The 12,266-nt window shown below is 63.9% G+C and carries 9 protein-coding genes; 2 read left to right on the top strand and 7 right to left on the bottom strand.

The genetic code is table 11. The features are described from left to right. Positions 1-10 precede the first annotated feature (10 nt). Positions 11-229 (bottom strand): 3-hydroxyacyl-CoA dehydrogenase NAD-binding domain-containing protein, encoded by a 219-nt coding sequence (locus tag ACHQ4I_RS07760; RefSeq protein ID WP_420771122.1) that lies wholly within the window; start codon positions 227-229, stop codon positions 11-13. Between the two features lie 125 nt (positions 230-354). Between ACHQ4I_RS07760 and ACHQ4I_RS07755 the strand changes: the two genes are divergently transcribed. Then, complete coding sequence (locus tag ACHQ4I_RS07755; protein ID WP_420771006.1) at positions 355-1,206, top strand: 3-hydroxyacyl-CoA dehydrogenase family protein; 852 nt, start codon at positions 355-357, stop codon at positions 1,204-1,206. Next, the gene (locus ACHQ4I_RS07750) at positions 1,203-1,991 is read left to right on the top strand and encodes a 3-hydroxyacyl-CoA dehydrogenase family protein (RefSeq protein WP_420771005.1); all 789 of its coding nucleotides are present in this window, start codon (positions 1,203-1,205) and stop codon (positions 1,989-1,991) included. Before ACHQ4I_RS07755 ends, ACHQ4I_RS07750 begins: the two co-directional genes overlap by 4 nt. An 843-nt stretch (positions 1,992-2,834) precedes the next feature. Here ACHQ4I_RS07750 and ACHQ4I_RS07745 read toward each other — a convergent pair. The 6 genes from ACHQ4I_RS07745 to ACHQ4I_RS07720 form a co-directional block, all read right to left on the bottom strand. Next, a complete protein-coding gene (locus tag ACHQ4I_RS07745) occupies positions 2,835-6,242 on the bottom strand; it encodes a pyruvate carboxylase (RefSeq protein ID WP_420771004.1) in 3,408 nt (1,135 codons plus the stop codon). Positions 6,243-6,396: 154 nt separating this feature from the next. After that, complete coding sequence (locus ACHQ4I_RS07740) at positions 6,397-7,314, bottom strand: hotdog family protein (protein WP_420771121.1); 918 nt, start codon at positions 7,312-7,314, stop codon at positions 6,397-6,399. A 91-nt stretch (positions 7,315-7,405) separates the two neighbouring features. Beyond that, positions 7,406-8,644, bottom strand: coding sequence for a CoA transferase (locus ACHQ4I_RS07735; protein ID WP_420771003.1), 1,239 nt, complete (start codon positions 8,642-8,644; stop codon positions 7,406-7,408). After that, positions 8,637-9,377: a carboxymuconolactone decarboxylase family protein gene (locus tag ACHQ4I_RS07730; protein WP_420771002.1), complete on the bottom strand. Its 741-nt coding sequence runs from the start codon at positions 9,375-9,377 to the stop codon at positions 8,637-8,639. Before ACHQ4I_RS07730 ends, ACHQ4I_RS07735 begins: the two co-directional genes overlap by 8 nt. Then, positions 9,370-10,665 (bottom strand): MFS transporter, encoded by a 1,296-nt coding sequence (locus ACHQ4I_RS07725; protein ID WP_420771001.1) that lies wholly within the window; start codon positions 10,663-10,665, stop codon positions 9,370-9,372. Before ACHQ4I_RS07725 ends, ACHQ4I_RS07730 begins: the two co-directional genes overlap by 8 nt. Positions 10,666-10,675: 10 nt before the next feature. After that, the gene (locus ACHQ4I_RS07720) at positions 10,676-12,196 is read right to left on the bottom strand and encodes a 3-hydroxyacyl-CoA dehydrogenase (RefSeq protein WP_420771000.1); all 1,521 of its coding nucleotides are present in this window, start codon (positions 12,194-12,196) and stop codon (positions 10,676-10,678) included. Between the last annotated feature and the right edge of the window lie 70 nt (positions 12,197-12,266).

The raw sequence follows: 12,266 nt of genomic DNA, 5'->3' as shown, positions 1-12,266 counted from the left end.
CGCAATTCGATCATGGCCTCGCCGTCCAATGAATCGGCCTTGAGCCGCGTTCCCGCTTCCTCGGGCTCCGCGTGGCGCATTCGCCCTTGAGCTGCCTCGCACAACAATCGTTTCCCATCGCGTCAACCGACCTTCCCGCGCGGCCCGGTTCGGCGTCGATCAGCACGGTGTCATGTCCGGCGACCGTCATCTGCGCGATTCCTGCGCCCATCGTGCCGGCGCCAATCACGGCAACCGTCGCGCCCGCGTGGATGGCAGCCACCTGTCCCCTCCTCCCTCGATCGTCGGGATTACATCTTCGCTAACTGTAAGACTTTTGATACCATTGTCAATATGGTAAACCGAGAGGCGCTGGTGGCAGTGCTCGGCGCCGGAACCATGGGTGCCGGCATCGCCGTCACCGTCGCGAGGGCCGGGTATTCGGTACTACTCGCCGACGTAAGCCAGGAGAAAGCCCAGGCCGGGGTACGGGCTGCGGAGGTGTTTCTGTCCGAGAGTGTGCGGCGGGGCAAACTCGACTCGTCGCAATGGCAGGCGATATCGGCGCATGTCCGGCCGTGTGTGGAGATTGCCGCGATGCGGGACGCTTCGATAGTTATCGAGGCAATTCCGGAGGATCTCGATCTGAAGGTACATACGCTGAGGACTGTCGAGGATGTATGTGCCGATGATGTTCTGTTCCACACGAATACTTCGACATTGCCGGTCACTGCCATCGCTGGGCGGATGCGCAGACCCGGCAACGTCGTCGGCACTCATTACTGCAATCCCGCGCCGCTGATGTCTTTAGTCGAGGTTGCACCCGCCCGGCAGACCAATGCCGTGGCCCTCGAGCGCACGGAGGACTTTCTTCGCAGTCTCGGCAAGCAACCTGTTGTTCTGAAGGACACGCCTGGATTGCTGACCAACTTTCTGCTCGTCCCGTTCGAAAACGATTGCGTTCGGGCGCTGGAAGCGGGATGGGGAACCGTTGAGGAAATCGACCTGGCGGTCACTGCCGGCGTCGGCTTCCCGATGGGGGCGTTCCGACTGCTGGACATCGTCGGACTGGATGTACACCGCGCGGTGTCGCTGAGCCTGTACCGGCAGTTGCGCGATCCGCGGTTCGCGCCACCACCACTGATCGAACGCATGGTTGCCGCTGGCGAACTCGGGCGCAAGGCAGGGCGCGGCTTCTACCGTTACGACGTAGGAGTCGCGGAATGACCACCGTGGGCATAGTCGGTGCGGGAACGGTCGGCTCGTATTTCGCCGCGGCGTGCACGGCGGCCGGGATCGCCGTGATCGTGGCGGATCTCGATCACGATCGCGCGTCTTGTCTGGTTCGAAGCCTGCCGGCCCCCGAGCGTGCGTCGGCCGTCGAATCGATTACGAATCTGGCCAGATGCAATGTGCTGGTAGAGGCTGTGCCCGAGGTGCGCGCCGTGAAGATCGACGTTCTCACCCAGCTCACCGGCGGCGGGGATGCTCTGCTGGTCACCACCACATCGGCGTTCACGGTGACCGAGTTAGGTGCCACGCTCACCCAGCCCGAACGGCTGGTGGGAGTTCACGTCATGCCCGCGACGTCGAACGGGCATCTTGCTGAGATCGCGGCGGGCTCACGCAGCGGCGAGGCATATGTCGCGAAGGCGCGTATGTTGGCCACGAGCCTGGGATGGGCTCCGCTGAATGTGAGGGACCGTCCCGGGCGGCTGACCCGGCGGCTCGTCCTTCCGTTCTTCCATCAGGTTGTCCAAGCACTCGATGACGGGCTCGCCTCGGCTGCCGATATCGACCGCGTCGTCGTTCTGGGTTTGGGACATCGGCGCGGACCATTAGCCGTGCTCGACAGCACCGGACTGGACGACCAACTCGCCACTTCTGAGGCGATGTTCGATGCAGTCCACGACCCGGCAATTGCGCCCCCGCCGTTGCTAGCCCACATGGTCGCGGCCGACCAGTGTGGTGACAAGACTAATGGTGGCTTCTACGTAAAGAAGCACCAGTGACCCATTCGGTATCCGCTGCGACGCCGAGGGCGGCGAGTTCGCCGTCGGGTAAGCGGCGTTGATCATGCTCTCCACCATCAGCAACCGGTTGATCACACCGGGCAGGTAGGGATAGTGATGCGACTGCGGTCATGTCGCGCGCGAGAATTCTCCACCCCAGTCGCATTCGCCGCCACCACAGCGGCGTTCCTGCACGGGCGGCGCGACCGGAATCAGCTTGCGCCAGCCGACACTGCATGCGACCTGCAGCCGCTTGCGACGCAACCGACTCCAGCTCTGGCACCCAGCTCGGCGATGGGCGGCATCCATCATCGACGCCCCGATCGACACGGTCGCGGCAGTCGTCGCGCGCGCCGCAGCCGATGTCCGCCGATCGTGATCACGACGCTCGCGACGGTGCCCGCCGCGAGAAGCGGCCGGATACTGCGCCCGAGCGCGGCCATCAGGACCATATCTCGACGTGGGTCGGCGGCGCGCGCCGGTTCTGGGCGGCGGGGCGGCCACCTTGATCGCGGCGTTGATGGCAACGGCCGCGATCGCTGCGGCGACCAGGATCAGCACATCCGGGACTCATCGGGGCACCTGGCCGCCACGACCTGGACGGCCAGACGGATCACACACGGATCCGCTGCGTGGTTGGATCGTGGCGATCAGATGCTCCAGCATCGCCGCCTCTCCGGCCCCAGCGTTTCCGGTTCGGCGACCGTAGCTTTCCGCGGCTGAGCCGGAGTGGTCCGGGCTGGGGCGTAGGCCACGCGACTCACTCGGCTCCGGTCGGCGCGTGCTGCCCAGCACGGCCAGGCCGCGCTGGTGGGCGACGTTCGACCGTAGGTCGGGTCGACGTCAGTCATTGTTCATCAGGCTATCGACGCTGATGACTGCCAGAAGATCTCCGCCGTCGACTCGGGCAAGTCTGGATACGGCGAGGCGCGTGACCGTGCCGCTCTTGGGGGCGGTGATCGCCGCCTCCATCTTCATTGCTTCGATCGTTGCGACGGTATCCCCGGCCTTCACCTGATCGCCCACGGATACCGAGACCGATACCGTCCCCGCGAATGGTGCCGCGATATGCCCGGGGTCGTTCCTGTTGGCCTTTTCTGCTGCTGGGACCTCGCTGGCGATGGAGCGGTCGCGCACCGATACCGGCCGGATCTGGCCATTGAGGATGCACATGACGGTACGGAAGCCGCGCTCGTCGGGGGCGGAGATCGCCTCGAGACCGATGAGCAGGTCAACGCCTTTGCTGAGCCGCAGACGGTGTTCCTCACCCTGGCGCAGCCCGTAGAAGAACTGGTTGGTCGACAGCTGCGACGTGTCGCCGAACCTGTCTCGGTGCTCTTCGAACTCCTTCGTCGGACCAGGGAAGAGCAGCCGGTTGAGCGTGGTCTGCCGCTCCTTCGACGAGCCCGACAGTCCCTTCTCGTCCTCAGGGGTGAGTGTGGCTTCACGTTTGACCGGTCCCCGACCTTGGAGTGCCTTGGTGCGGAAGGGTTCCGGCCAGCCGCCGGCAGGGGTGCCTAGTTCGCCGCGCAGGAACCCGATCACCGAGTCAGGCATATCGAACCTCGCCGGGTCGGCCGCGAACTCGTCGGCCGGGATGTCGGATCCGACCATGTGCAGTGCCAGGTCGCCGACGACCTTCGACGAAGGGGTGACCTTCACGAGGCGGCCGAGCACGCGGTCGGCAGCGGCGTACCTTGCCTCGATCTCCTCGAACCGGTCGCCGATTCCAAGGGCGATTGCCTGTTGACGCAGGTTCGAAAGCTGACCGCCGGGGATCTCATGGGCGTAGACACGGCCGGTGGCGGCCGGAATGCCGGATTCAAACGGCGCGTACATCTTTCGCAGCGCTTCCCAGTAGGGTTCGAGGTCGCACACGGCCTGCAGGTCGATCCCGGTGTCGAACTCGCTGTGGGCGGCGGCTGCGATGATCGCGGACAGTGCGGGCTGACTGGTGGCGCCCGCCAGCGGCGCGGCGGCGCCGTCAACGGCATCGGCGCCCGCGTGCCAAGCGGCGAGGTAGGTGGCGAGCTGTCCGCCGGGGGTGTCGTGGGTGTGCACGTGCACGGGCAGGTCGAAGTTGCTGCGCAGCGCCGAGACCAGTTTCGTGGCGGCGGGGGCGCGCAGGAGGCCGGCCATGTCCTTGATCGCGAGGACGTGTGCGCCGGCCTCGACGATCTCTTCTGCGAGGCGCAGGTAGTAGTCGAGGGTGTAGAGCTTCTCATGCGGGTTGGCCAGGTCGCCGGTATACGACAGGGCAGCTTCGGCGACGGCGATGCCGGTCTCGCGTACGGCCTCGATCGCCGGGCGCATCTGGTCGACGTTATTGAGCGCGTCGAAGATCCGGAAGATGTCGATACCGGTCCCGACGGCCTCCTGGACGAACGCGCGGGTGACCGCCTCCGGGTACGGGGTGTAACCGACGGTGTTGCGGCCGCGAAGCAGCATCTGTAGGCAGATGTTCGGCACGGCCTCACGCAGCGCCGCAAGCCGCTCCCATGGGTCCTCGCGCAGAAACCGCAGTGCCACATCATAGGTGGCGCCGCCCCACGCCTCTATCGACAACAACTCAGGGGTCAAGCGCGCCACGTAGGGTGCCACCGTCACGAGCTCTGAGGTGCGGACCCGGGTGGCGAGCAGCGACTGGTGCGCGTCGCGGAAGGTGGTGTCTGTTACCGCTAGCGCAGCCTGTTCGCGCAGTGCCTGAGCAAAGCGCTCCGGCCCCAGCTCGCGGAGCCGATCACGGGAACCCTGCTGCGGAGCCACCGACAGATCGATCGACGGCAGCTTGTCGTGGGGATACAAGGACGAGCGCCGTTCTCCGTGCGGCTTGTTCACGGTGGCATCGGCCAAATACTCGAGGATCCTGGTACCGCGGTCCGCTGATCGCTGGGAGGTGAGCAGGGCCGGGCGTTCCTCGATGAAGGAGGTCGTGATCTCGCCTGCCCGGAAGTCGGGGTCGTCGAGTACGGCTTGCAGGAACGGGATGTTCGTGGCGACACCGCGAATCCGGAATTCCGTGACAGCACGGCGCGCACGCGCGACAGCAGCCTCGAGATCACGGCCGCGGCAGGTCAGCTTGACCAGCATCGAGTCGAAGTGGGCACCCACCTCTGCGCCGAGGTTCGCACCACCGTCGAGGCGCACACCCGCACCACCGGGCGTGCGGTACGCGGTGATCCGGCCCGTGTCCGGGCGGAATCCGTTGGCCGGATCCTCGGTGGTGATCCGGCACTGCAATGCAGCGCCGCGGATCGTGATCGTGTCCTGACCCAGGCCGAGGTCTGCCAGCGTGGCCCCGGACGCGATCCGCAACTGCGCCTGCACCAGGTCGACATCGGTGATCTCCTCGGTGACTGTGTGCTCAACCTGGATGCGTGGGTTCATTTCGATAAAGACGTGGTTGCCGCGAGTGTCGAGCAGAAACTCGACTGTCCCGGCGCACGAGTAGCCGATCTGCTGGGCGAACGCGACCGCGTCCGCGCAGATTCGGTCCCGCAGCACCGGATCGAGATTCGGCGCCGGTGCCAGCTCGATCACTTTCTGATGCCGACGCTGCACCGAACAATCCCGCTCGAACAGGTGGATCACGTTGCCTTCGTTGTCGGCGAGGATCTGCACCTCGACATGCCGCGGATCGATTACAGCCTGCTCCAGAAAGACGGTCCGGTCGCCGAACGCCGACTCCGCCTCCCGCGAGGCCGCCTCGATCGACTCCCGCAGTGCCGACCGTTCGGCGACCCTACGCATACCGCGGCCACCACCACCGGCTACGGCCTTGACGAACACAGGGAACTCCATGCCCTTGGCCGCCGCGAGCAACTCGTCGACATCCGACGACGGCTCCGACGACACCAGCACCGGCAGCCCGGCGGCCTTCGCCGCCGCGATGGCCCGCGCTTTGTTGCCGGTCAGCTCCAATACCTCGGCTGAAGGGCCGACGAACGTGATATCCGCCGCGGCGCACGCCGTCGCGAAATCTGGATTCTCCGACAGGAAGCCGTAGCCAGGGTAGATCGCGTCGGCACCCGCCTTTTTCGCGGCAGAGACGATCTCATCGATCGACAGGTAGGCCCGCACAGGGTGACCTTGCTCGCCGATCTGGTAGCTCTCGTCGGCCTTCAACCGGTGAATCGAGTTGCGGTCCTCGTACGGAAACAGCGCCACAGTTCCGGCACCCAGTTCATACGCAGCACGAAATGCTCGGATCGCTATTTCACCGCGATTGGCAACCAACACTTTAGAGAACATTCGACACCCTTTCACCACGGTCCTCGATCAGGCCGTGAGAACCGATGGTTTGAAACTCTTGAGGAAATGGGTCAACGGATGAGTGCTACCCAGCACACTGACGACCGGAGGCGGTGTTGGCATCAGATCGAGGCCTGTGTTTCAGCTGGGCGTGTTATCTCGTGGGTGCGGGGAGTAAGGCCGTCCATACCCAGTTCAAGACTTCCGTTGACGTACCGGAGCGCATTGCGAACCCGCGCGAGCGGATGCTTGCCACGAGCCACCCGTCCTGTGGTTGGAGTGAGCAGATCTCGTGGTTGCTTGTGATGGTGTCACCTTCGTATACCGGTGCGAGGTGGTCGCAACGTTCCCAGGAGAGGACTGTCGCAATGTCAGGTAGGACACGCGTCGCCTGAGACAGCACGATCCCCACCGTATGGCCGCCGTACACCAGGCGGCGTCCGCCGCCTGTCCGTTCATCGTGATGAGCAGCAGCGACGTTGAGGGTGAGGCGCGCGAGTTCCGGTGCACTCGTGACGACGTCACCAGCCTCAACACCGAGGACCGACCCGGGCGCCAATCCGGCGAGCCGTCCGGGCGCGACTATGTCCGAGAGTTCGATACGCCATCGTTTGTACGGATGAAGCTGGACGTGTGTGTGCGTGGGCGATACATCCCGTAGGCCTTGGGTTTTTGCGGTTTCACTTCGGCGTGGGAGCATCGCGCACCGGTGATACGACAGGACGAGGCCATCTCTTTGGTCGACTGTGTCGATTCGAAGTAGCGCCATCCCGGTTGGTGCGCGATCGGGTTTGGGGGAGTTCGAATGCAGCCCGACCACGGTTGTGGTGGTCTTCAGGGTGTCCCCGATGCGTGGAGCCATGTGAAACGACAGACCTCGGTAGAACAGGTTTGCCTTGACCTTCTGGGTGAAAAGCGTCGACTGGCCGATCGAGACATCCCAGACCAGTGCCGGGTGGGCGATTCGTGGGCCGCCTGTCACACGTCGAGCGAGTTCCTCGTCGAGCGCGAGCCGGAGACGGTCGCCAACTATGGCCTGGTGGTGTGCTGCGATTCCGTCGGTGATCGTCATCCCGATTGTCGGGCGCGATGTGTCACCGATCCGGAGATCGTCGAAGGTCGGGCCGTCTGCAAATGTGAACTTGTCAGAGAGTGCAGGGCTGTCAGCAGGAGGTGTCACCGATTACGCCTTTGCGTTCGAGCTCGCCGAGCTCACGATCGCCGAATCCCATGAGAGTGGTGAGTATCTCTCGATTGTGGGCACCGAGCTCCGGTGCCGGTTCGGCCGTCAGAGGCAAGTCGTTGAATCGGATCGGTGATCCGGGTGCTAAATGTGTCGGGATTCCGGGCTGCGTCAGCATCGACATCATGGGGTTGTTCCACACATCTGTTGACGCGGGATCGACGACTTCGTCGAATGAGCGGTACCTCGCCCACAACAATGAGGTCTGCTGCAATGCTGCTTCCGCATCGTGGGTGCTGCGGCTCTCGAACCACACCTGAAAGAGTCCGGCCAGTGCCTCACGGTATGCATACCTGTCGTCTTCTCTCGTGAAATCGACACCCAGCGACTCCTCGAGTGCGGTGACAACCTGCTTCTGTCCCGTGACGTCGAGGAGGTCGGCCCAATGGCGTTTGGTTAGTGCGACGACCATCAACTTGTGACCGTCGAGGGTGGTGAAGTCGCGTGCAAATCCACCGTAAAGGTGGTTGCCGATTCTGGGGCGGCTTGATTCGTTGACCTGGGCTTCGCTCAAAAGGCCCAGGTTCCCCGCTGTGGCGAGTGCGACGTCTTCGAGCGCAATCCGCACATACGCCCCCCGTCCTGTTGTTTGTCGGTTCAGGACGGCGGTCGTAATAGCCAGCGACGAGTATATTCCGCAGATGACGTCCCAAGCAGGGAGCACGTGATTGATCGGATCCGCGTACCCATCCGGGCCGGTGACCATGGGGAATCCGACGGCGGCGTTAACTGTGTAGTCGACTGCGGCCTGCCCTTTCCAGGTTCCCTCGACACGAACGACGATTGCGTCCTCTCGGAGAGTGCGGAGCTCTTCGTAGCCGAGCCATGAGCGGCCGACCGCGTTTGTGAGCAGGATCCCGGACGACGGCCCGTCGGTGCGCAATAGATTGCGGACGATTTCTCGGCCGGGTTCGGACTTCATGTCGATGGTGAGCGACTTCTTGCCTTTGTTGAGCCCGGACCAGTAAAGACTTCGTCCAGCGGCGGTGCGAGGCCAGCGATCTCTGTCCGGGCCCCCGCCTATTGGATCGATGCGGATGACTTCGGCTCCGAGTTGAGCGAGGGTCATTCCGCCGAGGGGAGCGGCGACGAAACTCGATAACTCGATGACCCTCAGTCCCGCAAGCGGGCGATGGGTGCTCGCCTCGGTTTCAGACATCGGTGGCCTCCGGTCCCGAGCGGGTGAAGTGGATATCGTCGAGGATCCGTATTGCGATGGATGTTGTGCGTGCGCCGAGGGTGCTCAGCAGGGTGAAGACATTCGCCACCTGTTGCGGCGTGGCGCCGAGTTTCAGGGCGTTTCGCACGTGTATCTCGATTCCGGGCCGGTAGAGATGCGATGCCGTGGCATCGAATGCGACGTACACGAGTTCCTTCATTGCTGGGCTGAGATGTTCTGTTGCCCAGGGATGCGCGGAGAAGTTCAGGTACGCCTCGAAGTAGTCCTCGTCGAGGCGCAGCAGCCCCTCCCACACGGCGTTCCAGTAGCCGCGTTTGTCGACGAAGGTCGCCTCGAGCTGTCGTTGCCTCGGCGATAGGGGCGAGGCGTCGAGCGGTTCTATGGCGTCGAGAAGCGCTGGCAGTCCCTCGGTGCATGCGTGCACGCCAAGCGCGCTGGTGAGCTCGATGACTTCGACGACTTGTGGTTCGGTGGCGCCGGCTTCCAGCGCCCGTGTGATGTGCAGACGAATACGCTGCGCATCCAAATCGGTCACCGCAGCCGCTGCGGCAAGGCAGATCAGGTGCTTCTCGGCAAGAGCGAGGGACGGGTTGGCCCAGGCGACGGCGTCAAGGGCGCGAAGTGCGGTCAGGTATTGGGGATCGCGCCGAAGAAGGCTCTGCTCGGCGAGTTCGCCGAGCGGAGCGATCGAGGGCGGCTCGGAATCAGGCACCGACCAGATCCTGTGTCGGCGACGGCGTGAGTCGGCGTTCACGGATCAGTGCCGCCGTGACTGCGGACAGCGCGGCCGCGACGACGACGTACGCAGCGACCGACCACAGCGACCTCGTGCGGGAGAGCAATTCGGTGGCGACGATCGGGGCGAACGCGCTGCCGAGAATCTGGCCGAGGGTGAACCCGATCGACAGGCCCGTGTATCGGATCCGGGTGTCGAAGCAGGCCGCGAGCATGCTGCTCAACGCCGACCACGCTGCGCTGTAGGGAATGAACAGGATGAGGTATCCGATGATGGTCAACGCAATGTTGCCGGTTTGCAGTGTTGCGATGAAGACGGGGGCCGCAGCGATCATCCCCGCGGATCCGTACAGAAAGACCTTACGGGAGCCGACCTTGTCGACGAGCTTGCCGAAGAGCAGGACACCGATAATGACGGCGATCATCGCGAGGATGACGATGGCGAGCATGGTGTTGCGCGAGTAGCCCTGCTGCTTGGTGCCATACGTGAGGCTGTACACCGTGCCGACGTAGAACGTCACACCGACCGAGACGCTGGTCAACGCCACCAGCAGGACACGCAAGGTATTCGTGCGGAAGACCTCGACCACCGGCATCTCGGCAACCGCCCCCGAGTCGATTACCTGTTTGAACGACGGCGACTCCTCGATCTTCATCCGAATTGCCACGCCAAAGATCACAAGGACAATGCTGAGAATGAACGGGACGCGCCACCCCCAGGTTTCGAAGGCATGAGGCGACAGCGCGGCGAGGGCGAAGAAGACTACATTCGCGAGGATGAGGCCGAGAGGTGCACCGAGCTGGACCAGGCTCGCGCGTGAACCATGCTTGGCTTCCTCAGCGTGCTCGGTGGCCATGAGTACGGCGCCGCCGTACTCGCCGCCGAGTGCAAAGCCCTGGATGAAGCGCAGCACGACCAGCAGGATCGGCGCGGCGACGCCGATGGCGGCGTGGGATGGAATGAGACCGATGAGCAGTGTTGTTCCGCCCATCGACATGAGCGTGAACACGAGCATGGATTTGCGCCCGATCCGGTCACCGTAGTGGCCTATCACGATGGCGCCGATCGGTCGCGCGATAAAGGCAACCGCGAAAGTCGACAGGGACAGCAAGGTGCCGGTCAGAGGGTCGACCGACGGGAAGAACACGGCGCTGAACACCAGCGCCGCCGCTGTTCCATAGATGAAGAAATCGTAGTACTCGATCGTGGTCCCTACCAGGCTGGCCAGCGCCACCCGTCGGGATTTGGTGGATGCGTCGGACATGGGTGTCTCCTTAGATTTGTGCTGACAGGTGCCGCCGACGAAGAGAGGGGCGATCCCGGCGTACGGAGGAACGGAGCCGCTGGCTGGCGCGATAGCGGGAGTCCCGGTACTCGTCGTGAAGCGAATCGAGCAGCGAGAGAACGTAATCCGGTGACCACCTGTCCGCCCACGCCAGGGGGCCGAGCGGATAGTTGGTGCCGAGTTCCATGGCGGTGTTGATGTCAGCGGCCGAGGCGATCCCGAAATGGAGCGCTTCTGCCGCTTCGTTGATGATCATGCTGACCACGCGGGCAACGATCAGGCCAGGGGCATCGCTCACGCGAATCGGATCGATTCCGGCTTCATGCAAGAGCGCGATCACTGCGCCGGCGAGGTCGGTGGAATCCTCGGATCCCGAGAAAGCCAGGCAGGGAACGGCGTTCATGTCGAATGGACGGTCGAGCAGGACGACGGGAACGTCGCCGACCGATGCCTCCTCCTGCGCGCTGATACCTCGGGTGATGCGGACCTTGCCGAACCCAGGCAGAGACAGGTACGAGTCCGGGCCGGGAAAGTGCTCAACTGTGATTCCGCCACGCAGGAGCAACTGCTCGAGCTCGCCTGAGTCTCCGTGCAGCTCGATGACATCCGGCGTAGCACCGGCTGATTCCGGTTCTGGCGACGAGGCAGTGATCGCGACTCCGTCGTCATAGTCGTAGAACCCCGACCCGGTTTTGCGTCCGAGGCGGCCGGCCGCGACCAGTTCGCGCTGCAACAACGACGGCGTGAACCGGGGGTCGAAGTTGAAGGCGGTCCAGACGGTTCGGGTGACGGTCTCGTTCACGTCGTTGCCGACCAGATCCATGAGCTCGAACGGTCCCATGCGGAAGCCCCCGGCACCCCGCAGTAGGCGATCGATGACATCGAAGGGAGCCACATTCTCTTCCGCGAGGCGGAGGGCTTCGCCGTAGAACGGTCTGGCGATGCGGTTGACGATGAAGCCGGGGGTTGATCGTGCCACCGTCGGCGTCTTCCCCCAAGACACCGCCAACTGCCGGATCTCCTCGACGAGCGCGGGATCGGTCTGCACGCCTGGGACAACCTCGACGAGCTGCATGACCGGCACCGGGTTGAAGAAATGCATCCCGATCACACGGTCCGGCCGGGTCAGCCCTGCCGCGATGTCCGTGATCGAGAGCGAGGACGTGTTCGTCGCGATTCGGCACGACGGCCCGAAGTGATCGAGCGCCTCCTGGAGCACTGCATGTTTGATCGCCGGATTCTCGACGACGGCTTCGACGACTACCGTGTTCGGCTCGGCGGAAAGGTCGCGGACCGACTGCGCGGTAAGCAGACGTTCGGTTAGGTGCTGCAGCAGTTCGGGCGCTCGGCGGGTGAGCCGAGAACGAATGTTGGTCACTGCGGTGACGAGTTGGTCCGGATCGAGGTCGACCAGGTCGACGTAATGCCCGGCAGTCAATGCCACCTGGGCGATCCCCTGCCCCATCGTGCCAGCGCCGATCACGCAGATCCGCGGCGCGCTACTTGTCATTCGGAACCCTCCGAGGAGCTTTAACTGTGTTCACGGTCACTTCTTGCGTAAACTGTAAGACATTTGTAGG

Source organism: Nocardia nepalensis (genome assembly GCF_048910785.1).
Classification (GTDB): Bacteria; Actinomycetota; Actinomycetes; order Mycobacteriales; family Mycobacteriaceae; genus Nocardia; species Nocardia nepalensis.
This window is presented reverse-complemented; position numbering and strand designations above follow the sequence as displayed.

What these genes read in the sequence shown, in the direction of transcription:
- ACHQ4I_RS07750 (WP_420771005.1), top strand. Translation starts at nt 1,203, where the DNA reads ATGACCACCGTGGGCATAGTCGGTGCGGGAACGGTCGGCTCGTATTTC.
- ACHQ4I_RS07745 (WP_420771004.1), bottom strand. Translation starts at nt 6,242, where the DNA reads ATGTTCTCTAAAGTGTTGGTTGCCAATCGCGGTGAAATAGCGATCCGA.
- ACHQ4I_RS07740 (WP_420771121.1), bottom strand. Translation starts at nt 7,314, where the DNA reads ATGACGATCACCGACGGAATCGCAGCACACCACCAGGCCATAGTTGGC.
- ACHQ4I_RS07735 (WP_420771003.1), bottom strand. Translation starts at nt 8,644, where the DNA reads ATGTCTGAAACCGAGGCGAGCACCCATCGCCCGCTTGCGGGACTGAGG.
- ACHQ4I_RS07725 (WP_420771001.1), bottom strand. Translation starts at nt 10,665, where the DNA reads ATGTCCGACGCATCCACCAAATCCCGACGGGTGGCGCTGGCCAGCCTG.
- ACHQ4I_RS07720 (WP_420771000.1), bottom strand. Translation starts at nt 12,196, where the DNA reads ATGACAAGTAGCGCGCCGCGGATCTGCGTGATCGGCGCTGGCACGATG.